This is a genomic window from Chlorobiota bacterium, assembly GCA_016710285.1.
Lineage (GTDB): Bacteria > Bacteroidota > Ignavibacteria > OLB7 > OLB7 > OLB7.
In genome coordinates, this window is sequence record JADJXR010000001.1 from 1,403,528 (window position 1) to 1,426,088 (window position 22,561).

Consider the following 22,561-nt stretch of genomic DNA (forward strand, 5'->3'; position numbering starts at 1 on the left):
GCAGCACACAACCAATGTAGCCCTGCCCGATAACAGAACCGGTATCCCCCTGATAACAATTCCAGAATGCACGAATCATTTGTTGATTTTTTGAACCACGGCACGCTCCCGTTCACGGGGCGCGCCGAAGAAACGGAGGCGATCCTCCGCTTCTGGCGCGAACGTGACCGCGACCGAACGGAGCTGCAAGCAATGCTGATTCGGGGGGAAGCGGGCGTTGGGAAAAGCCGCCTGATTGAAGAGCTTATCCCCCAAGTGGAAGCCGCCGAAGGTGCGGTGGTCCACCTGCGGTTGCGCCCGGAAGGCTCGGTATCGCTGGGGCCGCTTCTTGCTGCGGGGATCGAACGCTCGGCCACGGCAAGCGCGTTGGCTCCGCGGATTGTTGCCCCAACGCTCCCGAACTGCATCGGCATCCTGCGGCGGCTGTGCGCGCTGCGGCGGACGCTGCTGATTATCGAGGACATCCACCTGCTGGAAGGGGGAACCTTGCGTGAGTTCGCGACGCTGGTGGAGTCGCTTGGCAATGAACCAATGGCACTGCTGGTTGCCGCGCGCCCCCTTGAGCTTCCGGCGCGCGGCATTATCGAGGGGTATCTGACCGATGAACTGACGTTGGAGGGATTGCCCGGCAGCCACGTTGCGCTGTTGTGGGGTTCACTTTTTTCGGCTCCGCCACCTCCGCAGGCGCTTGGCATTTTGATGGCGGCAACGCAGGGGAACGTGCTGGCAATTCGCGCAGCGGTCCGCGCCGGGGTCCGGTGGGGAAGCATCACGCAGGAAGGATACGACCCCAGCAGCGGGGTGAAAGTGAACCTTGGGGCCTTCCGCCAAGTGGCCGAACTCAGCACCGGCGGAGTGGTCCAGGGGATGATGGCGGATCTTTCCCCCCAGCAAATGGAGGAAGCTCGCACGCTGGCAATACTGGGCGAAGTCTTCTCCGAAGAAGCCGCCGCGCAGATGCTGCCAAACGCCCACGAAGCAATCAACGCCCTGATTTTCAAAGGGGTGCTGGCGCATTCCACAACGCCGGTGGCGGCCCTGAACAGCCAGCAAAGCAACGGGCTGCCGATAGCCTTCACCCACACACTGCTCCACCAAGGATTTATCGGCACCGGAGCCACCACCGTGCCCGGAGCCATTGGCCGATTGGTGCGGGCCATTGGGCTGAATCTTCCCATCTACTCCTTCCTCCCACTGCTCCAATTCCGCACCGCCGACACGGTGGAAGGATGCACCGCCGCAGAAGTGATTGCCTGTGCCGACCAGATGCACCTATCCATGCGCCACATTGATGGAACGCCCGACTGGGGAAGGAGTTCGGAGATTCTTGAATCGCTGGAATCGTTGGTGCGGTTGGCCTCGGCCAAACTTCTCTCCCCGGAAACCCAAGATGAGCAGCAAGGATTGCTGATTGCCCGCCGCTTGGAGCTTCGGAACCGGAACACCACTTCGGAAGAATACCGCAGCATGGCGCAGCAGCTGTTGCAACTGGCCGAATCGGGCGGGCGGCTTCCGATGCTTCAGCTTCGGTTGGTGGCGCTCAATCACTTGTACCGCCACGCCGTGGGGGATGCACAAAGGGGGGAGGAGGAATTCGCCAAGCAGATGGAGTTGCTGGTTGCCCAGCATCCAGAGTTGCGGGGGAGTTATGAGTACGTTCGATTCTTAGGGGACCTGACGGTCCACGCCCACAACACCCAAAACATTGGGCGGATGAGGGAATTGGAGGAAGTGATTGTTGGGCTGACCAACGACGCAACGTTCCAAGAAGGATTCCGCCACACGGTGTTTGTGCGGCTGATGCGGTCCACGTTGCTGCTGATGAACAACCCGGAAGAACTTGCCCGCCGCCAGCAACTGCTTGCCAAGCTGGAGCAATTCAACCCAACCGATCTGGATTTGCAAGTTCGGAAAGGGACCTTCCTGTACGCCACCAACTGCTCCGACGCGTTGCTGCAACAATCGGCGCGGCTGCTTCCGGCATTGCGCCAGCGCGGATTGTTCGGCCCCTACTACGCCACCCGAATGCACCAGCTGATTGCCGAAGGGATGACCGGAACCGAGCCGGATCAACTTCTAAAAACCGCCACCGAACTTCTATCCGAAGCAACGCAGAAAGAATATGCCGGATGGCTTACCGAAGCCCGATGCCAGCAGATGGTTGGCGAAAGCCTGATGCAGATCGCGCTGTATTGCAACCGCCCGGAGCTTGCCGACTTCGCCGCCGAACGCTGCTTCCAATCGGCCAACGGTGATCCGGCCATTGGGCTTGCGCTTGCCACGCGGCGCGGGGACCGAACGGCGGCGGCAGCGCAGGTTTCGGCAATCCCCCAAAACAGCAATCCTGACCTTTCCCAACTGTTCAACATCTGCTGGGATGGGGCCGGCAGCCCCGCAACATTCTGGGATGAGCTTGCACTGTTTCTTGATGAGCCGGTGATCAGCTTGCTGCAATTCCGGGCACTCTATCCCGCGTTGGAATTGCTTTCCCACGCCAAGCGTGCCGGCGGCGTGGCAATCCCTTCGCCAATCGAACGTGGGGTGGCAACGTTGGTGCGGCGGCTGCTGGATTGGTGCGCCGAACGGCAGCTCCCCGCGCCAATTGCAGCGTTGCTGAACTGCCACGGCCAATGGCTTCCCACGCAGGAAATGAAAGAATGGAAGAAGCGCGAAATGGAGATGGAACGGCTGCGGCAGAAGCAACGCAAGCCCACCCAACAGGGGTCACGATTGGCGATTAGCATGATTGATATCATCACCACGCAACCGCCGGAACAGAAGGAGCCAGCGCGGCTGCGGGGGGGGCGCAACCAAGCGTTGCTTGGGCTGCTGGTGGCCGCCCGAATGCTCCGCAAGCCGCTTGACAAACTCACGTTCAACGCGCTGGCCAGCGGGATCGAGGGGGACCCCGAACGTGCGCGCGTCACCGCCAACGTTGCGGTGATGCGCCTGCGCGAAGCCATTGGCCGCGATGCCGTAGTGACCGGGCCGGAGCTGCCGGAACTGAACCTTGAAGAAGTCACCGTTGATTTGCTGGAGGCGTGGGGGATGCTGAAACGGGCCGAGTCGTCGTTGCGGCGTGGGCGGTTGGTGGCCGCGCGCGAATCGGCCATTGGGGCGGTGCGGATTGCCGCCGGGCGCGTCCCCTTCCCGGCGTTGTATGATGAGTTGTTCGAGACGCTCCGCGATGAGTTCGAGTCGCGATTGCGCCAAACCGTCCTGGGAACCGTTGCCGCGCTCCGCCGCGAAGGTGATGCCGAAGGGGCCGCATCCTTGATGCATGAATGGACCCAGCGCGTGCCGGAAGAAGAGATGGAGATTGAGGAATGAACGGCTGAGCCTGTCGGGGCGCAGTGACCGAAGATGACGCCGAAGGCTAAAGACCTTCGGCTACCCCGATAGAGGTCGGGGCGGCTACCCTGCTTCACTGCAAGCAGCACCTTGTCATCTACCAGTTTGAGATCAGCGAGGCTCGGAAGATCATCTCGTCGTAGTCTTGTTGGGCAAAGGGGTCGGCGGTGTATTTGTAGATATTTTTCTCGGCGCGAATCTCCATCGTTCCCAGCACCCAGACGGGGAACGAGGTGGAGAGATAGAAGCCCGTTTTATCGTCGGTCTCCTTCTGCACCGCAAGCGAAACCCCAAGCGTGCTTTGCCACACATCGAACAGGGTGTAGCTGCCGGAGAACTCCATCGTTGTTGTTTTGGTGATGGTTGACGCGCCGCCAAAAATCAACTCTTGATCGTTCAGCCCCACGCTGGCACTAAGGCTAAGCGGGAACAAGAATCCGAACGATTGGCTAAGATTCACGCCGTTGGCGGTGTTGTCTCCGTCGCCAAACCGGGTGCGGGTTTCCTGGCGGGAGTAGGAAAGGTTGGTGTTCATGGAGACTTCGGCCACGGTGTAATTGTAGCCCGCGTTCGCGCTCCACATCGCCGTGCGGTTCTCCACCCGCTGGCTGTCGCCAAAGCTGGTGGCACGCAAGCTGTCGTCGCTCAGTTCGCTTCGTTGGGTGTAGGGGTTGTAGTTCAGCCGCAGGTAGGGGATTCCCCGGAAGTTCAGCCCCAAGCCAAGCCCGTAGGCGGTGATGGTGGTGGTGGCCGATTTCCATTCAATCAAGTTGTCGGTCTCCTGCTTGAAGGACCCCGATAGGGTGATCTGTCGCCGCCAAATTCCTTGCTCGGCCTTCGCTTCGTAGCGGAACAGGTCGGTCCGCAAATTCGGCGCGCCAAGCGATTGGAACCCCGGCCCAATCCGCACCGCTTCGGCCTGCAGGCGGGTTCCCGACTCCGGGATTGCCACCGTCATGTTCCCTTTCAAGGCATAATCAACAAAGCTGCTGATGGTGGGGTCCACCAACTCGGTGATGAACGTCGGGATGTCGCTGTTCTGAATCCGCGCTGCTTCGCGGTCGCCGGTAAGCATCGAGCCAAGCACCTCGGCATCCACGGTCCAGTAGTTCGGGATCAGCGGGACGCGGGTCTCGAATCCCACCACGTAGTTCGACTTCGGGGTCAGCGTGTTGAACTCATCCACCACCAGCGGGCTGGGGTCGTCGGCGGCATACATGACCGTGGCATAAAAGTGCGCCCCGGTCTTCCGCCCAAAGCCAATCCGCCCGGCATACAGCTCGCGGTGGAATGCCTCCTGCGCTTGCCCTGCGGTGTCGTAGATCACCTCCGATTGCGTCTTCCCGCCGGTCAGTGCCAGATAAAATTTCCCCGGCGTGAACTCAATATTCACCCCGTTCACCGGAACGCCACTTAGCGAAAGCTGCGTGTATTCCGGGTAGTTCACCCCAACGCCAAGCGTGGGGAAGTTGAGCATGAATTTTTCCGCGCCGGAGATCAAGCCAAACGCGTCAAGCTCGCGGCTGCGGCTTAGGATTTCATCACCATCTAAATCTTGAAGGCTTTCCAACCGCTTGTATTTCGCGTAGGCATCGTACGCCTCGGCCGGAACCAATTTCTTCACCGAATCCTTCAACGCCTCGGGGTCGGTCATCCCCTCGATTGTGCTGATTGCCCCTTCCACTTCGGCCACATCTTCGTTCTGCATCAGGCTTTCCACTTGCTCAAACACCCGCTGCTTCAACTGCTCCTGCAACTGCTGCGCGCTTAGGCTGAACCCCATGTTTAGGCTGTTGATGTTTTGCCGGGTCAGGTCCTGCTCGGTGGAAAGCATCAGGTGGGTGTCGAACGGAATGCCGAACAAGGAGATTGTTGGAGTAACCTCCCAACGGGCATATCGCTGCGGAATTTCCGAGCCGGTCCCCTGGCGGCTTGCCGACTCGCCGTTGGCCATGCTGGTCCCGGTAAACCGGAAGATCGGCGCGCCGCCACCTGGCGCACCGCCAACGGGCGCGCCACCGGAAGGGTCGCCAGCCGGAGGGGGCGGGGGCGTTTGGGCCGCAGCAACAACGGGTCCCAGCAGCGCAGCAAGAACAACCAATCGGCGGAAGGTAGCGGAAGCGTTCATCGGTATCGGTTCGGATAAGATCTTCGGTTCGGTTTCGTGGTTCACGGAATATCAGTTCAGGGCCTATCAACAACAATTCTCAGCGGCTGATTTGGCGCGGGCGCGTGTTGGTCGAACAACGTCCATTGGTAGCATTGGGGAAGCGGATCCGGCAGGGCGATGGTTACCGTCTGGCCCGGGTTCAGCAATCCGAAATTCAGGCGCGGAATCCCGCCAACCCCAATCGGCGGAGCAAACTCCGCATAGGTGGGGGTGAAGACCGATGTGAAATGATGGGGGATCACGTCGTTGTTGACCATCGTCACCGTGCGGCTTCGGCGCGAAAGGGAAAGCCGATTGGTGGAGAATCCCGTTGCCGTGCGCCCGTCGCGGCTGATGGAGCGGACCACAATCGTGTCGGTTGCGCTCTCGCTCTGGCCAAAAGGCTCAAGCGCATATTCTTCGCTTCCAATAAGATGTCTGGTAGGACGGGTGTACCCAGCAATCGCCAGGCTGACTTGATGGCGCATGATTCTGCTGGAACGCCCCAACATATCCACCGCAACGCCGCTGACGGCGAACGTCACCACTTCCGCGCCAGCAATTTCTGATGGGGAGAATGTTGTTCCGCCGGCAATGGTTCCGTTCTCCCGCTGGCGGTAGATAAACTGCCGCACCAGGGAATCCGTTCCCGACCGCGTGATGGCACTAATCCGAAGGTCAATGTGGTCAATCGGTGCCGAGTGGCGCATCTGCCAGCGAAGCCGCACGCGAATGCCGCTCCCGTCGGGCGCGCTCGCCTCTATCGAATCGCTGATGGTGATGGATGGGCGCGTGCCGCAGCCGCTTCCATCGGTTGCAGTTTCGTTCGCGGTGTTGGGGCGGAACAGCCGTGCGTTGTTGTCGTGGTAGTTCTTCAGGAACGGAAATTCAAGCTGGACAAACCCGAACCCGGGAACAACGGAACCTGCGCTCCCAATCGGATTGGTTCCGCCAATCCCTCTCCCTTCTTGTCCTTGCTGGCTAATGCCTCCTCCGGGCAGAATCGGATAGTCGCTTCCATCGCTGCTGTTGGTCCCTTTGTTGGGGTTGTAGCGGAACCACCAGACCTCACTTTCGCCAATTTCGTACCCTTCTCCAAAGGCTGTAATCTGCCACGCATATCTGCGCCCTTCGATGAACCGTCGGGAAGCAAGGGGGTAGCGGAGCGTTGCGATTCCGGCAAGGGTGGTGGTGAACCATGCGGGGTTGGAGCGCATGGCATCGTAGGGCGTTTGCCGGCCCAAAATTTCAACAATCCGAAGCTGGTAGCGTGGTTTTTGCCCGGGCGGAAGCGGCGCGGGGGGAAGCCACGTGAACTGCGGCTGCGTCTCGGTAACGTCCGATTCATCCTCCGGGAAAATCAGAACCGGGGGCGATTGCGGGTGGACCTGGGCCGTTTTGCAATCGCTACCGATCACCTCCGGCGCGGGGAGTTGGTTCCCGTTGCGCGCCACCGCGGTAACGTACACGCAGATGGTGTAATTCCCCGCCGGGACCGTTCCGGTTTGGGTGAAGATCGCTTTGTACTCCGGGTCCGAGGAATCAAGTTTGACGGGGGAGATATCCACCCCGCTCACCATTTTCGTGGTGTTGGGGGGAAGGGTAAAGGTGGCGCAGTGTGCGTCGGCAATTTGGCCATCCTTCTCATGCGTTGCCGTGCCACGCAGAAATATCTGGTACTGGTCGGGGGTGGTGTTGGTGATGGTGATCTTCCAGAGATCGGCAACCTTCAGCTGGTTGCGTGGCGGCTGTTGCAGCAGGACCTGCACCTGGCCGGCAGCACCAATGGCGCACGCAACCCAGAGCAAAGCAATCAGCAGGGAATGCGGCAGCAGTAATCGTGGTATCGCGTTCTTCTTCATGTGTTCGTTGTGCGCCTACGTGTGGACCATTTCGCTGACCAAATTGCAAGACCGGGGTGTGAAACCGCCCACAATCTTGCAATTGTTCCGCTAATTGCCAACGGAGAAATAGCACAACAAAGAAAAAAATCTCCACGGGGAAGGGGGCCGAAGCGGAGCGCGCCCCCGTCTTTGATGATTGGGAGCGCGATTCCTTCCGGCTCGATTTCCATTTCCTTTTTTACACCTTCACCTTCCACCGTTCTTCCCACAACTTCACCACCCACGGATAGGTCCAGAAGACGATGAACGCCAACGCGGTGCCGGCCATCATATCCACCATGTAGTGGTAGCGAAGGTAGATGGTGGAAACCACCACGCTGACCCCGCCAACCGTGATAAACCAACGCCAGCGCGAACGGAGCCGCCACGCCATCAAGATTCCCAGGACCGACATCATCGTGTGGCCGCTTGGCATGCAGTCGCGGTTGACGACGGCGTAGGGGTCGGTCATCTGGGGGGTGATGTTGTTGCCGGCATTGATGAACGCGCGGAACGGCTCGGTAAGCAGAAGCCCCGGAAGCTCGCGGTCAATGGAATGGAAATCGTGCACCTGGAACCGCGGGCCAATGGCTGGCATGGCAAAGTACCCCAGGTAGCTCAGGTAAAACCCAAACAGCAGGACCATTGAATAGACCCTGAATTTCCGCATGGCATTCTGGCGGTAGAAACTCACCGCCGGGAACACCAGCATCAACTGGAAGAAGTTGTACCACACCTGCAAATATTCCGTCAGGAAGGGGTTGGCAAAGCGGTAGATCCATTCGGTTGGATTCACGCCAAACAGATCGCGGTCCCACGCCGCCAAAACGTCGTCGTAGTTTACCGGATGGACCAACGGAATGTAGTTGTGGATTTGGGCGTAGAACATGTAGCCGATTGGCAGCACGTAAAACGAACGGAAGATATGCGCCAGCCGCCCCCCGGTTTGGTCGTACCACAGGGGGATGGCAACGGTTGCCACCGCAACAAGAATGTTCAGCTGAAGGATTGCAAACGGGGAAGCAATGCTGGGAAGAAAAATCAAGCAGAGCGTGGTATAGACCGCCAGCATGAAGAGCGTCAGGTACTCCGTGCTCCACAGCGCGTGGCGCAACGCGCCCCACAGGTTCTCGCGCTCACGGTTCCCGGCGGCCACCCGTTTGCGTCTGCGCGAATACGCGGGCGAGGCGGAGGAAGTCTTCGATGGTAAGTTCTTCGGCCCGTTGTTGGGGTCCGATTCCTGCGGTTCTGAAAAGCTCTTCACGGTGTTCTGGATTTCCGATCAATTGGGCTAACGAGTTGCGCAATGTTTTCCGCCGCTGGCTGAACGCCGCGCGAACAAGCTGCTGGTGCTGCTTGGCGATTCCTTCAAGCTGGGGTCGTTCGGCAAACCGCAGCTGCACCACTGCCGAGTTGACATTGGGCGGGGGATAGAAACAGCGTGGACCAACGTTGAACAGCTTCTTCACTTCGGCGTGGGTTTGCAACGCCACGGCAAGGATTCCATACTCCTTTGTGCGAGGGGTGGCCACCAATCGCTCGGCAACTTCCAGCTGCATCATCAAGGTTGCATCGCCGACGGCGGCGCGTGCTTCTATCAGATGGAACAAGATGGGGCTGGTGATATAGTACGGGATGTTTCCAATCACCCGCAGCCGCTCAACGCCCTGCTGGGCAGCAATCTGGGCAAGGTCAATCGTCAGGAAATCTTGCTCCATCACCTCCACCTTCCCGTGATATTGCTTGCGGGTTCGTTCGGCGGCACGGGGGTCCAGCTCGATAGCAATCAAGCGGCAACCATGCTCAACCAGCAGCCCTGTCAGCGCGCCTTCGCCGGGGCCAATCTCCACCACCACTTCCTCCGGCTTCGCGCCAAACTGGCGCACGATTTTTTCGGCGATGTTCCGGTCGGTCAGGAAATGCTGGCCAAGAGATTTTTTGGGAAGGATTCGTTCCATAAAAACTTTTGCGGCAAACATAATCACATTGGCGCGGGGAAGCGTTCGCGTGGGGTGGGGCGGCGGGTTCAATCGCGTGCCCGGCGGGTGGGCAATACAAAGCCCTGTCCGGCAATGCCGAACAGGGCTTTGAATTCCGTAGCAGCTTCCTCCTAAAATCGGTGCTAGCGATTCAGGAAGGAGGCCCACGTCATAGGATCAGACATGGGATCACCTCCTTGTTTGCAGGGAACCGTGTTTCGCGCCCGAGGACTCCCTGATAGCACCCCCGGCGCAGCACAATTACGGGGAGCAATATACCCCCATTCCGCAAGCGATAGCAAGGGGACCGGAAAATAAATTTTGCGGCGGGGAAGCGGCGTGCTGCGTTGCTTACTTCTCCATCCGCTCATCCCAATCCACCGTTTCCACCTCGCACAGCACCGACTCCAGATCATTGAGGACCACTTCCTCCGGTTTCTCTGGGAGTAGCGGCAACTCTATCTCGGTGACTTCACCTTCCACCATTCTTCGCATCCGCACGGCCCTGTCGCCGTCGAACACCACGCGAATTGGCAAGTACATTTTGAACGACGGGCTAACATCCTTTGCCCGGATGTGGCAGCGGACTTTGTACATCTTTTTGTTCGGCGCGTCCGGCTCGTTAATCACCGTGTCCGATACCGTGTAGGCAAAGCGATACGTGGGGATTTCGGTCCCATAGACCCACTGCTGGAAGAACCAATCCATGCTGACCCCAACGTGCTTTTCCACAATCCGCTGGAAGTCCTCGGTGGTGGCTTCCTTCCCAACGTAGCTTTGGAAGAAGTCCCGCATGATCGCCATAAACTTCTCATCCTTCATCGTCATCGGGTCCATCACCAGGTTGCGAAGCATGTGCAGAACCCAGGCACCTTTCAAGTAGATGATAAGATCGTAGTCCCCCTGGGTAAGGCTGGATTGGGTGCGGTATCCCAGCCAGATTGGCCCCCCTTCGGTCCCTTTGCCAAACAGCGATTTGCGGCTTCCCATCAGCTGCTTCCGGAATTTTTCCATCCAACTCAGGAACAGCTTGTTGTCCTTCAATGCGGCTTGCAGGTAGATCATCCCTGAATATTCCGCGAACCCCTCGCTTAGCCACTGGTCGTGGTAGGTTGCAAAATCCACGCCGATTCCCCACCACTGGTGGGCAACTTCGTGGGCGCGGAAGATGTGGTCGAACCCGGCTTCGTCGTTCCGCAAAAATGTTGTCCAGGCAAGGTGCAGCATCCCCGGGAACGCCTCGCCGTGCGAACCTAAAATCTCCGTGGCGTAGAAACGCTTCACCGGAAGCTCGCCAAACACCCGCGTAAACAGCAGGAAGCTGGTCCCGACATCCTCGGCAACTTGCTCGTGCATATTTGCGCCCGAGGTGTAGCCCTGCTCAATCAACCGCGCCGCGGCCTCCTTGTGACCCGACTTTGACATCAGGATGGTAATCGGCGGAAGGTTGTCCATCTTGATCTCATACTCCTTGAACAACCCGATGTTGAACGATGCGTTCCGGATTGGTTGGTCGGGGACCCAACGGGTGGTGATGACCTCCCCTTCCTCCTTCTGCATCACCCGGTCCCCCACGCTGGCAAGGGTGAAGTTCGACGGCGCGTGGAACGTGAGGTCGAAGTACGATTTCTGCTTGTAGCCATGCTGCGGATACCAGCCAATGGAGGAAAGCAAGGTGAACAAGTTCTCCTGGCGAACAATCATCTTGCCGTGGTAGTATATCCGGATTGAGGTTGGCGTTCCCACCGCTGGGTTCGGGGTGTTCCGCACCCACAGGGTGCCTTCGTTGCTCCAGTAAAATTCCGCTTGGCTGCCGTCGCCCCACACTGCCGAATCCACCGTCACACTGCCGAACAGAGTGAAGGTGAGCCACTTCTGGTTGGGATGCACCGTGCGGAAACTGAGCTTGGCCCCCACGCTCATTGCAAGGTCATCCTGGAAGCGGCAGTCAATCACGCAGCTGTCAACCGTAAGCTCGTCATGCTGGGTTAATGGGGTCAGCCCTTCCTCGTACTCGCGCAGGGTGTGGAACTGGTTGACGACCTCCAAAAATTTCCCTCCAATCCGTGGGTCGTTATCGCTTCGCAGAAGCATCACCTCCTCATCCTCAAACGGGTTCACAGCAAACACCACTGGGGATTCTTTTGGCGGGTTGATGCAGGCAACAAACATCTCCTTTGGCTTGTTCGCGGTCAGCAGTTTCAGGCACTCGTAGTTGAAGGTGTAGCCCGCGCTGGCAAACATCCATTGGTGGGACGATCGGAAGGCTTTGGAAACATCGTCCGGGATTTCCCCTTTGCGGAACGTCAAGCCGGTGCCGATCTCTTTCATGGTGGAGTCGCTGAACACCATCAGGATGGAGCTGAACGGTTGCTGCATCATCTCCTCCTTAAAAAATCGCTTCAGCTGCCCTTTCTCCACGGTTGTTGGCGGGACGAAAATGAACTCACCCCGCCCCACAAACAGCACCCCCTCGATGGCCCCTTTGATGGAAGAGCAGAAGTAGAACGTCCCTTGCTCGAAGGAGAAGGAGCCGACCTCCCGTTGCAGAATCATTCCGGAGACATCGGCGATGCGGGTTGGATCCAGCTGCAGGCTGTCCACAAGGGTCCGCAACGTGCGGATTTCGGTTGGCTTGCTTGGGTTGGTGCTGCCGCTGGATTGGGCCAGAAGAGCCGGAGCGGAAAGGGAGCACAGAAGCAAGCAGCAGAAAAGTTGGAAGTAGAGCATACGAAAAAAATGATACGGTGGAAGGGATGCTTGACAACGGAGGTATCAAGCGAAGTGCGGCGCAAAGATGCACCATTTTTCGATTTGGAGTAATCTTCAAAAGTCGCGGAAATGCGCGGGGGGATCACTCACTCTCTTTCAAATGAAATCCGCGAATCTTCCACCCCTCCGATTGCTTCTGCACGATGATGTTTGCGGACCCCTTTTTCCCATTTTGGAACGTGACCTCGCCCACCATCACCCCCTGGCTTCCGGCACTGTGGTTGACGGAGCTTGTGGTGCTTTTCAGCAGCCAATCGGCGGGCTGCAGGCTTTGGCGAAGGATCACCGTGGCAAGCGCATCGGGGGTGGGAAGATCGGCCCGAACCTCGGGCGTGCACAGGTCCCACGCCGCCGCAAAATCTTTCTGCTTCAAGGCGTTCATAAACTGGTTGGTGATGCTGTCAAGCTCGGCAATGGATTCGGTGGCAAGCTCGCGTTCCAACCGGAACATCTGGATGCTCCAAGCTCCGCTTTGCTGCTGCACCACCATCCGAAGCTCCCCTTTTCCGCTGTCGGCAAAGATCACTTCCCCGCTTACCCCCCCTTCGCCATCGGCTGATTTTGTGATCTGATAGGACCAGGAGACCGGCTCCACCTCTAGCGAGCGGATCATGGTGGAAAGCGCCTGGGGCGATGGGATGTCGTTCCGCACAGGCTGGGCGCACAAGGCCCAGGCCGCCGAGTAATCGCGGGACTTCAGAGATTCAAGGAAGGTATCGGCAACCTTCCCCACCTCGGTGGCAAATGCCGAGCGCAACCGGAATCCCCGAATCTTCCATTGGCCCTCCACCTTCCGCAGCACAAGGCTTAGCGATCCCGTTGTCTTGTTGGCAAACGTGACCTCCCCGGCAAGCTCCCCTTCGTTGTTCTCCATATTGCGCGAGCTGTAGGACCACTCCACCGGCTCCACCTGCTGCCCCGTGATAAGCTCCTGCAAGGCTTTGGCGGTGGGGATGTCGTCGTACACTTCCTGGGTGCAAAGGCTCCAAGCGGCGGCGTAATCGCGTGACTTCAGGGCGTTCATAAACTTGTCGCCAGCGTCGGCAACGCCGGAGGTGGCAAACATGGCAACGCCAAAAATCCCCGCAACGAACAGCACCACAACGGCAACGATTCCAAGAATCACAAACAGGAGAACGCGAGCTGGTGAAGATGCCATGGCTGGTCTTTGGATAGGTTGTTAGGTTAATGATTGATAGCCCACCGCTGCTTCGCTTACTTCTTCCACGCCACCCCAACCCCGAACGCCCCCACCGACAGAGTATTCCGCCCGGCAAAGGTGTGGCCGTAGCTTACGGTTAAATCCGTATCGGGCGCGATGGCATAGATGAACCCGGCGTTCCACCGTGCGAACGATTGGTCGCTGCTGGCGGTGCTCACCATCGGCACGCCGCCGCTGGCAACCCCATCAAAATCGGCAAAGGAGTGGACGCCATCAACCACCCCTTGCAGCATCAGCGTTTCGGCAAGATGCAGCCCGAACTCAGCTTGGTACGCCAGCTCATCCGCGCCACGGTTCCGGAAGCGATAGCCGCCGCTGGATTGCCAATATCCCTGCAAGGTCGCCGCCGAAAAAGGACCGCCAAATGCTATCGCGCCTTCATAATCTATCACCCCTGTCCCCAGCGGGATTTCTTGATTCGGGCTTCCCGTTGGCAGCTTTACTGCCAGCGTCACCGCGCCGGCGATTGCGCTTTCGTTCGGGAGCAATCGCACGCGCCCGCCAAGCCAAATATCCCCCAACCCGCTTGCCGATTGTGAGGTGTCCACCCCGTTCGGCAGCGTTGCCTGGCGGACGGCAACGGAGTATTGGGTGGAAAGGGTTCCGGTCAGCCAATCGGTCAGCCCAAGCTCGCCATAAAAGCCGATGTTGGTGATGCCGAACGATGGGTTGCGGAAGTTGACGGGGTCGTTGAAAATGTCGCGCAGTGTTCCGCTGGAGTCGTATTCCTGGCGGGCCGTCAGGAACGTTGGCCCCAGCTTGATGTAGTATCCATCCGGCTTCCGGTTCCAAGCCCCGCCACCAAAAAGTGGCGGAAGCGGAGCCAACAGCAGGAAGAACAAGCAAAGGGGCAGGAAAGGCCGGGCAAAAATAGTTTTCACGCGGCGAACCTACTCACCCGCGACGGATCTTGCGAGGGAAGAAATGGGTGGTGAAAGATTTTTTTTTGCGGCATTCTTGGGCCTTGCCCGAATCGGCAGCGGCTTGGGTTTGGCAATTTCTTCCTGTGATTTCCCTGCTTCTTTCCATTCCCTACCTTTGCGGCATGGAATACTGGGAACGCCGCACGGCAGCAATCAACGGGATTGGGATTGGGGTGTTTATCGCCGCCTTGCTGGGCGCAACGCAGGTTGCGTGGTGGACCGGTGTTCTGGATGATTCGTTTGCCGGGGCTTCGCGGCTGCTGTGGTATGGCTTGCTCTGCGCCGTCACCCTTCTGGTTGCACGCTACTACGATCGCCGCTCTGCACTGTGGGTGGGGTTGGGGTTCCACCCCTGGACCCTGCGCGAGCTTGGCACCGGCGCGCTGATCGGGATTGGAATGGCGTTGCTTGCATGGATACCGTGCGCACTGCTGGGGGGCGTGGCGGCGGGGAATGTTGCCAGCTGGAGCCAACTGCTGGTTGGAACGGGATACATGATCTTGTCGGCAGCGGGGGAGGAGTTGTTGTTCCGTGGATACTTCTACCAGCGGCTGAACGAACTGGTTGGTACCACCGTTTCCACGGTGGCAATGGCGTTGCTGTTCGGGTTGGCGCACAGCCAGAACCCGGAAGTAACGGCAATGGGATTGGTGAATGTATCGCTGGCAAGCATCTTCTTCTCGCTCTGCTATCTTCGCACCGGATCGCTCTGGCTTCCGATTGCCGCCCATGCCGCCTGGAACGTGACGGTGGCAAAAGTTGTGGGAATGCCGGTAAGCGGGATGGAGTTTGGGGAAGCGATAGTGCGAACCACCAGCAGCACGCCAACGCTCCTGACCGGAGGCGCGTTTGGTCCGGAAGGGGGGCTTGTTGCAACCCTTGCGTTGGCGGCGGGGATTGCGGCGTTGTTCTTGCCATTGGTGAAGCGTTCGCCGTACGTCTATGCGGGCCGGTTTTGGGAAGGTGCGGCAAAGGTGCAGCCAAAAGCGTGATGCTGGGGCGGGGTGCAACCTTCATCCTGGTGGCTTGGTCACAGCCGCCGTTCAGTTTCCCGCAGCAACGGTGTGGCTGGGGAGACGATCAATTAACTTCGGAGAACTTCAGATGAACCAGATAGCTCGCATCAGTTTTTTCAGCATTGCCTTGTTCGGGCTGCTGCTGTTTCCCCAGCGGGCGCAATCGCAATGGGCGCTGCTGGATGCCCGTGCCGACACCATCGTTCGGCGCGGCCTTGAGGCGATGTACAACCTGCGCTACCCGCAAGCCGACAGCATCTTCAATTCCATGATAAAGCTCTATCCCGACCACCCCGCCGGGTACTTCCTGCTGGCGTTGGTGGATTGGTGGCGGATTGTTCCGAACATTGACGTTGACAGCAAAGTGGACCGCTATTCCGAGTCGTTCAACAAACGGATTGACCGCACGCTGCAAATCTGCGAGGACCGATTGGACAAAAACCCGATTGACATTGTGGGCCTGTTCTTCAAGGGGAGCGCGTTGGGATACCGCGCACGGCTGAACGTCAGCAAAAACTTCAGCCCCTCAACGCTGGGGGCAATCACCGATGGGAAGGAGGCATACGAGATCATCCTGCAATGCCAGCGGATGGCACCCAGCAACAGCGACGTGCTGTTGGGGTCCGGCTTGTACAACTACATGGCCGCCTACATCCCGCAGCAATATCCATGGGCCAGCAGTTTTATCAGTTTTTTGGGACCCGGCGACCGCCAGCTGGGGATCCAGATGCTGCGGATTTCTGGCAAGCGCGCCGCCTACGCCAACGTGGAGGCACGCTACTCGCTGATGGAAATCCTCTCCAACTTCGAAAAAGATTACCCGGCGGGGTTGGACGTGGCAAAGGAACTCTACACCCAGTATCCGTTCAACCCGGTGTTCCACAAATACTTGGCCAAGAACTACTACATGACCAACGATTTCACGAACGCCGACTCCGCTTGGACCGAGATTCTGCGCCGGGTGAAGCGGCACACCCCGGGGTACGAGATCACGCTGGCACGGCAGGGGCTGTACTACTTGGGGGACATCCGCCTGCGGGAAGGGAAGCTGGACGACGCACGCCGTTTTTTTGAGCAAGCAGCAAGGCAAAGCGAACGAATCGGCGAGGACGAAACCAGCTGGATTGTGCAATCCACGCTGAAGCTGGGGAACGTGTACGACGCGCTGGGGGATCGCAAAAAAGCCATTGACCAGTACGAAGAAGTGTTGGATATGGAGGAGTACAGCAACTCGCACACAAAAGCAAAAGGCTTCATCGCCGCGCCGTATCGGTGACAAGAAAAACGCGCGGGGAACAGCCCGATGCTGCGGGTGGGCAGAACGATTACTGGGCAGCCACGCGCCACAAAAAACAGCACGACCATCGCCATGAATTTTGCCGGGGAGCATCCTTATCACAGGGGACGCTCTCCGGCTTTATATTGATGCCGGTCGGGACTTCTGCGCAATTCTTTGCTTTGCATCAATCGCACTTCTTGCTCCTCTTGTGCCTAACCTTCTCTCCATTCTTGCCTTCCCCATTTCCACGCTGTATGCCAGCGTTGCGGCTGCGGTTGGGCGCGCACGGCAGCTGCGTGCGGTGCGTTCGCCGTTGCCGGTGATTTCGGTTGGGAATGTGTCGGTTGGTGGGTCAGGGAAAACTCCGCTCACCATCCACCTTGCCCAGCTGATCCAGCAAACGCGCCCCTGCATTGTGTTAAGCCGGGGATATGGAAGGGAGGAGGACGACACGCTGATCTGGTGGAGCGGCACGCCACCGCCAGCCCCGGAACGCTACGGCGACGAGCCTTCGCTGATTGCCCGCCGGTTGCACAACGGCGCGATTGGCGTTGCCCGCCGCCGCGCCGATCTGCTTGCTATTGCCGTTGCCGCGCGGCCAACCGGGGTGATTCTGTTAGACGATGGTTTCCAGCACCGGGGCGTTGCCCGCGACCTTGACGTGGTGATTGTTGACGATGCCACCGCCAACGCTCCCTATCCCATTCCATCGGGCCGGTTGCGGGAATGGCCCGGCGCGCTTGGCCGTGCCGATGTTATCGTTGCCACCAGCCCCAACGCCGCCGCCTGGGCCGAACGCTATCGCCGCCAGCAAAGCCTTCTCCTTCCCATGCGGACCCAATTCGACGGCGTTGTTCGCTGGCACGATGGCAGCCCGATTCCCCACGCGAACGTTCCGGTGATTCTTGCCACCGGCATTGCAAACCCTGAGCGCGTTACGAAGATGCTGAATGAAGCAGGAGGGGGAAGGGTGATGGAGTGGCTGCGGTTCAAGGACCACCACCGCTACACCCGCGATGATGCCGCAACCATTGCCAACGCGCTGCAACGCCACCGAACCGCACTGCTGCTAACCACGGAGAAAGACGCGGTGAAACTTGAGCAATTCCCTGAGCTGCAGGAGCGTTTAGCCGTGATGAAAATTCGGGTGGTGATTGACCAAGAGGAACGCCTGATCCAAGTGCTGCAACGGGTGATGGGGCAGCCCCCAACGGAAGCGGGTGGCTAAGGATTGAAGGGCGGCGCATCGGCAATGGAGGCCCGCAAGCTGGCAGCCGCAGCGGTGACATCGGCGGCGGCGCAGACCGCGCCGATAACCGCCACGCCCCACGCCCCGGCATCCACCACGCTGCGGGCGTTGCTGGCCGTGATGCCGGCAATCCCAATCACCGGAATCGTTGCCGACCGCGCCACCTGGCGCACCATCGCCAGACCAATCGGGGGAACCGCCAGCGATTTGGAGGTGGTCCCAAAAATTGGACCCAAGCCAACGTAATCGGCGCCTTCCCGCTCGGCCTCGGCAAGGTGTTCGGGGTTGCGGACCGTGCCGCCGATTATTTTCAAGGGACCCAACAGCGTGCGCGCAATCGCAACAGGGATATCCGTTCTTCCAACATGAACGCCATTGGCACCGATGGCAAGGCAAAGGTCCACACGGTCGTTCACCAGGAACAGCACGTTGCGGGCGCGGCAGACATCGGCAACGGCTCCGGCCTGGTGCATCAGCGTGCGGAACTCCGTTTCCTTGCTTCGATACTGGATGGTGTCGGCCCCGCCACGGATTGCAAGCTCGGCAAGTTCAGCGTGGGCATGGCGCGATTGCACGGCGGTGTCGGTGATAACGTGCAGCCGTCCAATCGGCGGCGGTAGGGTTCGTGTTGGCTGCGGGTTCATCGCGTTCATCACAATCTGGGATTCTTTCGGGGCCGCCAACCGAGGCTGCACCTTGCTTCCGTTTTCGGCGGCGGCGTAAATTGCTTGTGGCAATCAACCTCAACATAGCATTTATGGATATCAAACCAGAAGACCTTCCTGTTAGAATCGAGAAGCCGTGGGGCTATGAGATATGGTACGCATGGACCAAGGAGTACGTGGGGAAAATTTTGCACGTGAACGCCGGGGGGCGGTTATCCTTGCAGTACCACCACCACAAGGATGAAACCAGCTACGTTCTGCGGGGCAAACTGAAACTGATAAAAGGTCCAAGCGTGGACCAACTGACCGAGATGGAGATTGGCGAAGGCTACACGTGGCGGAATCGCCCCGGCGAGGTGCACACGTTGGAAGGGATTGAAGATGCCGACGTGCTGGAAGTCTCAACCCCCCACCTTGACGACGTGGTTCGGGTGCGCGACTGGTACGGGCGCGAAGGGACGAACCAGCCGTAATCAACGGCAAAAAAACAGAGGGGGAACACGATGGATAAAAGGGGCACTGGCCGCGCGGTCGGTGCCCCTTAAAATTTCTCTGTTCGATCCTGACATTTGTCATTCTTGCCCACGGCTTCCACGGCGTATTCTTGCAGCGGCAGAGGGTAGAAGGGTTGCTGTGTGTCGGTATCAGGAACAACAAGCCATTTCCAGAAATCATGCGGTTCAGTGCTTCGCAACTTCGATGGATGATTGTTGGCGGGGTTGGCGGGCTGGTTATTGGGATTGCCGCCTACACGTTTATCTACGCCCAGGGCGGGTCCTATCTTACCAACAACCCTGCGGCATGTGCCAATTGCCACATTATGCAGGAGCATTTTGATGCATGGACAAAATCCAGTCATCGTTCGGTGGCTGTCTGCAATGATTGCCACACTCCACATTCCACTATCGGCAAGTACTGGACAAAAGCACAAAATGGATTTTGGCACTCGGTAGCGTTTACCAGCGGTGATTTTCCCGACCCACTTCGGATTAAGCCGTCCAATCGCCAAGTGACCGAGGAAGCCTGCCGCAGCTGCCACCAAGAAATTGTTGACGCGATTGATACCCGGCACCATGAAGGAACCGAGGCTGGGGCGGAACCAACCTCATGTGTTCGCTGCCATGCAACAGTGGGGCATTGGGTGCGGTAGTCATCCCGTATTGTTTTCCGCCACGCATCGTTGTCAGATGCCAACGTTTTCATCAACTGTTCAGGAGATTTCATGGCTACACCATCGCAACCACAGGCATCGCGCCGTCCTATCGGCAGTTTCCGGTTTTTCTTGCTGACAGGGTTGGCCACATTAGTGGTAGCTGTTGGCGGGGGGCTGCTTCTTAGTAGCATTATCGAGCGGAAAGAAGAAGCAAAGAACCCGTTTTATCGGGTGGTGGACCTAACCGACACCATTGATGACCCAGCGGTCTGGGGGAAAAACTTCCCACTTCAGTACGATGACTATCGCAAGACTGTGGACCAAGTGCGCACCCGCTATGGCGGAAGCGAAGCACTTCCCCATTCCCCCACGCAAGCGGATCCCCGCTCGGTAGTGGCGCAATCGAAGCTGCAAGAAGACCCTCGATTGGTGACAATGTGGGCGGGGTACGCATTCAGCAAAGACTTCCGCGAAGAACGCGGCCATGCGTTTATGCTGGAGGATCAGATTTTTACCGAACGGCAGCATGTAGCAAAACAGCCTGGCACTTGCCTGCACTGTCATGCTTCGGTGTATCTGCCATACAAACGTGCTGGCGGCGGGGATCTTATCAAAGGTTTTGAAGTGCTGAACAGTAAACCCTATAGCGAGGTTAAGAGCTTGGTGCAGCATCCCGTTGCTTGCATTGATTGCCACGATCCCGCCACAATGCAGCTGCGCGTCACACGGCCAGGATTTATCGAAGGGATACAAACCTTAAAAGCATCACAAGGGGTGCAGAACTACAACGTAAACACCATGGCTACGCGCCAAGAGATGCGCAGCTATGTCTGCGGCCAATGCCATGTTGAATACTACTTCAAAGGTCCAGAAAAACGGCTTGTGTATCCGTGGGCAAAAGGGCTACAAGCCGATAGCATTCTTGCCTACTACGAATCCGTTGGGTTCAAGGATTGGACGCACGCACTGACCGGCGCGCCAACATTAAAAGCGCAGCATCCTGAGTTCGAATTGTATAATCAAGGGGTTCATGCCCGCTCCGGCGTTGCCTGTGCCGATTGCCACATGCCATACAAACGGGAAGGGGCAATGAAGATCAGCGACCATCACGTCCGTAGTCCATTGCTGAACTTGAATAAATCGTGCCAGACCTGCCACCGCTGGCCAGAAGAAGAACTGCGTGCGCGAGTGGAGACAATTCAAGATCGGCATTTCCAGCTCCGTAATCTAGCAATGGATGCCCTGATGGATTTAATCAACGAAATGCGAAGTGAACGCGCTGCCGACAGCAGCAGCCAACGCCTTGCGGCCGCACAAGGATTTCAACGCAAAGCCCAATTCTTGCTCGATTTTGTGGAAGCCGAGAACTCTACTGGTTTCCATGCCCCGCAAGAGTCCGCACGGATTCTTGGCCAATCCATTGATTATGCACGCAAAGGGCAGATGGCCTTACGTGCTGTGGCAGCGGCAAAAGCACGATAACCAGTTACTATTCTCATACTTTCTGCAGGAAAACCCCTGCCGACAACAACGCCATGAAGTTGAACGCAATCCACCATGAACTGGTCAGCCGCTACGATGTCCCGGGGCCGCGCTATACCTCCTACCCTACGGCCCCGCATTTCCAGCCCTGGGGCAATACCGATTGGCTGCATGCGTTGCAGGAAAACGAACGCTACTCCCACCGCCCCCTCTCGCTCTATTTCCATCTCCCATTCTGCCCAACCCTTTGCTTGTACTGCGGTTGCAATGTTATCATCACCCGGGATAGAAATCGCGTGGGACGCTACATGGAGTATCTGATACGCGAAATGGAATTGATGCAGACCCTGGTCCCAACAAAACGAGCGGTGAAACAGGTCCATTGGGGGGGCGGATCCCCAACATGGCTGACCCCCTATGAAATCCACAAGTTGGCCGAGGCGATTGGATGGAACTTCAACCTTTCACGCGGGGCCGAGCTTTCCGTGGAAGTGGATCCACGCCGGTTGACCGAGGAACACGTTGCTGCCTTCTGCGATGCAGGCTTCAATCGCATCAGCTTGGGGGTCCAAGATTTTAACCCCGAGGTGCAGCAAGCCGTACGGCGGTTGCAAACCGAACAGGAGACGATCAACGCACTGGAGTGGTTCCGGAAACGGGGCGTTCGGAGCGTGAACATTGATCTGATCTACGGGCTTCCCGGGCAAACCGTGGAGAGCTTCCACCAAACGCTTCAGCGGGTGATAGAGCTTCGGCCAGAACGAATCGCCGCCTTCAACTTCGCCTATCTGCCAACCATGAAGCCCCACCAGCGAGCCATTGATGCAACCGCACTTCCTGGGCAGGCCGACAAGATGATGATCCAAGCCGACATTATCGAGACGCTAACCGAAGCGGGATACCGATACATTGGGATGGATCACTTTGCGCTCCCCCACGATGAACTATCCATTGCCCAACAGCAGGGACGGCTGCACCGGAATTTTCAGGGATACACCACCGGAGCCGAGTGCGACTTGCTGGGGTTCGGCATCACCAGCATCAGCAGCCTTGACCGCACCTACGCCCAAAACTTGAAAACCCTGCCGGAATACGAAGCAGCGATTGACCAGGGCCAGCTTCCCACCTCGCGCGGGCTGCGCCTAACCGACGACGATTACCTGCGGCGGCATATCATCAACGAGCTGATGTGCAACCTTCGCCTTTCCATCCCCCGGTTTGAGAAAAATTTTGAGATTGATTTCTTCCACTACTTCCCCGACATCGAGGAGCGAATGGCACCGATGGTGATTGATGGATTGATCCGCTTCGACCCCGACTCCATTGACATCACCGAACGCGGCCGGCTGTTCCTGCGGAACATTGCCATGCAGTTCGATGCCTACCTGGGAACCAACGATGTAGTGTTCAGCCGAACCGTGTAGCCGCCACGGGAGCA

The 22,561-nt window shown here is 58.3% G+C and carries 16 protein-coding genes; 8 read left to right on the forward strand and 8 right to left on the reverse strand.

What is annotated here, in order from left to right:
- The first annotated feature begins 66 nt into the window (after positions 1-66).
- Positions 67-3,330 carry an AAA family ATPase gene (locus IPM61_04925; GenBank protein MBK8910654.1) on the forward strand — a complete coding sequence of 1,088 codons (3,264 nt, stop codon included), beginning with the start codon at positions 67-69 and terminating at the stop codon, positions 3,328-3,330.
- A gap of 118 nt (positions 3,331-3,448) precedes the next feature.
- Here IPM61_04925 and IPM61_04930 read toward each other — a convergent pair whose 3' ends face one another.
- The 7 genes from IPM61_04930 to IPM61_04960 form a co-directional block, all read right to left on the reverse strand.
- The gene (locus IPM61_04930; GenBank protein ID MBK8910655.1) at positions 3,449-5,479 is read right to left on the reverse strand and encodes a hypothetical protein; all 2,031 of its coding nucleotides are present in this window, start codon (positions 5,477-5,479) and stop codon (positions 3,449-3,451) included.
- A gap of 56 nt (positions 5,480-5,535) precedes the next feature.
- On the reverse strand, positions 5,536-7,362 hold the full coding sequence (locus IPM61_04935) for a hypothetical protein (protein MBK8910656.1): 1,827 nt from the start codon (positions 7,360-7,362) through the stop codon (positions 5,536-5,538).
- A gap of 220 nt (positions 7,363-7,582) precedes the next feature.
- Positions 7,583-8,539: a phosphatase PAP2 family protein gene (locus tag IPM61_04940; GenBank protein MBK8910657.1), complete on the reverse strand. Its 957-nt coding sequence runs from the start codon at positions 8,537-8,539 to the stop codon at positions 7,583-7,585.
- On the reverse strand, positions 8,520-9,341 hold the full coding sequence (rsmA, locus tag IPM61_04945) for a ribosomal RNA small subunit methyltransferase A (protein ID MBK8910658.1): 822 nt from the start codon (positions 9,339-9,341) through the stop codon (positions 8,520-8,522). Before rsmA ends, IPM61_04940 begins: the two co-directional genes overlap by 20 nt.
- A 372-nt stretch (positions 9,342-9,713) precedes the next feature.
- Entirely contained in the window at positions 9,714-12,092 is a 2,379-nt protein-coding gene (locus IPM61_04950) for a hypothetical protein (protein MBK8910659.1), read from the reverse strand.
- A 124-nt stretch (positions 12,093-12,216) separates the two neighbouring features.
- Positions 12,217-13,293, reverse strand: a complete 1,077-nt coding sequence (locus IPM61_04955; GenBank protein MBK8910660.1) for a hypothetical protein — start codon at positions 13,291-13,293, stop codon at positions 12,217-12,219.
- A gap of 56 nt (positions 13,294-13,349) precedes the next feature.
- Complete coding sequence (locus IPM61_04960; GenBank protein ID MBK8910661.1) at positions 13,350-14,237, reverse strand: transporter; 888 nt, start codon at positions 14,235-14,237, stop codon at positions 13,350-13,352.
- A gap of 125 nt (positions 14,238-14,362) precedes the next feature.
- Here IPM61_04960 and IPM61_04965 point away from each other — a divergent pair, with 125 nt between their 5' ends.
- From IPM61_04965 to lpxK, 3 genes are all read left to right on the forward strand, one after another.
- Complete coding sequence (locus IPM61_04965; GenBank protein MBK8910662.1) at positions 14,363-15,271, forward strand: CPBP family intramembrane metalloprotease; 909 nt, start codon at positions 14,363-14,365, stop codon at positions 15,269-15,271.
- 112 nt (positions 15,272-15,383) lie between these two features.
- Positions 15,384-16,571, forward strand: coding sequence for a tetratricopeptide repeat protein (locus tag IPM61_04970; GenBank protein MBK8910663.1), 1,188 nt, complete (start codon positions 15,384-15,386; stop codon positions 16,569-16,571).
- A gap of 211 nt (positions 16,572-16,782) precedes the next feature.
- Positions 16,783-17,802, forward strand: a complete 1,020-nt coding sequence (lpxK, locus tag IPM61_04975; GenBank protein ID MBK8910664.1) for a tetraacyldisaccharide 4'-kinase — start codon at positions 16,783-16,785, stop codon at positions 17,800-17,802.
- Here the strand turns inward: lpxK and thiE are convergent.
- The gene (thiE, locus tag IPM61_04980) at positions 17,799-18,467 is read right to left on the reverse strand and encodes a thiamine phosphate synthase (protein MBK8910665.1); all 669 of its coding nucleotides are present in this window, start codon (positions 18,465-18,467) and stop codon (positions 17,799-17,801) included. The two genes, lpxK and thiE, sit on opposite strands and share 4 nt — an antisense overlap.
- Positions 18,468-18,580: 113 nt before the next feature.
- Here thiE and IPM61_04985 point away from each other — a divergent pair, with 113 nt between their 5' ends.
- The 4 genes from IPM61_04985 to hemN all read left to right on the forward strand — a co-directional run bounded on the left by IPM61_04985 (position 18,581) and on the right by hemN (position 22,547).
- Positions 18,581-18,961, forward strand: coding sequence for a cupin (locus IPM61_04985; GenBank protein MBK8910666.1), 381 nt, complete (start codon positions 18,581-18,583; stop codon positions 18,959-18,961).
- Between the two features lie 200 nt (positions 18,962-19,161).
- Complete coding sequence (gene nrfH, locus IPM61_04990; protein ID MBK8910667.1) at positions 19,162-19,638, forward strand: cytochrome c nitrite reductase small subunit; 477 nt, start codon at positions 19,162-19,164, stop codon at positions 19,636-19,638.
- 72 nt (positions 19,639-19,710) lie between these two features.
- Positions 19,711-21,123 carry an ammonia-forming cytochrome c nitrite reductase subunit c552 gene (locus IPM61_04995; protein MBK8910668.1) on the forward strand — a complete coding sequence of 471 codons (1,413 nt, stop codon included), beginning with the start codon at positions 19,711-19,713 and terminating at the stop codon, positions 21,121-21,123.
- A gap of 53 nt (positions 21,124-21,176) precedes the next feature.
- A complete protein-coding gene (gene hemN, locus IPM61_05000; GenBank protein ID MBK8910669.1) occupies positions 21,177-22,547 on the forward strand; it encodes an oxygen-independent coproporphyrinogen III oxidase in 1,371 nt (456 codons plus the stop codon).
- The last annotated feature ends 14 nt before the right edge of the window (positions 22,548-22,561 follow it).

Bases quoted from the DNA above. Each gene is read 5' to 3' on its own strand.
- IPM61_04925 (MBK8910654.1), top strand. From the start codon at position 67: ATGCACGAATCATTTGTTGATTTTTTGAACCACGGCACGCTCCCGTTC.
- IPM61_04930 (MBK8910655.1), bottom strand. From the start codon at position 5,479: ATGAACGCTTCCGCTACCTTCCGCCGATTGGTTGTTCTTGCTGCGCTG.
- IPM61_04935 (MBK8910656.1), bottom strand. From the start codon at position 7,362: ATGAAGAAGAACGCGATACCACGATTACTGCTGCCGCATTCCCTGCTG.
- rsmA (MBK8910658.1), bottom strand. From the start codon at position 9,341: ATGGAACGAATCCTTCCCAAAAAATCTCTTGGCCAGCATTTCCTGACC.
- IPM61_04950 (MBK8910659.1), bottom strand. From the start codon at position 12,092: ATGCTCTACTTCCAACTTTTCTGCTGCTTGCTTCTGTGCTCCCTTTCC.
- IPM61_04955 (MBK8910660.1), bottom strand. From the start codon at position 13,293: ATGGCATCTTCACCAGCTCGCGTTCTCCTGTTTGTGATTCTTGGAATC.
- IPM61_04970 (MBK8910663.1), top strand. From the start codon at position 15,384: ATGAACCAGATAGCTCGCATCAGTTTTTTCAGCATTGCCTTGTTCGGG.
- thiE (MBK8910665.1), bottom strand. From the start codon at position 18,467: ATGAACCCGCAGCCAACACGAACCCTACCGCCGCCGATTGGACGGCTG.
- IPM61_04985 (MBK8910666.1), top strand. From the start codon at position 18,581: ATGGATATCAAACCAGAAGACCTTCCTGTTAGAATCGAGAAGCCGTGG.
- nrfH (MBK8910667.1), top strand. From the start codon at position 19,162: ATGCGGTTCAGTGCTTCGCAACTTCGATGGATGATTGTTGGCGGGGTT.
- IPM61_04995 (MBK8910668.1), top strand. From the start codon at position 19,711: ATGGCTACACCATCGCAACCACAGGCATCGCGCCGTCCTATCGGCAGT.
- hemN (MBK8910669.1), top strand. From the start codon at position 21,177: ATGAAGTTGAACGCAATCCACCATGAACTGGTCAGCCGCTACGATGTC.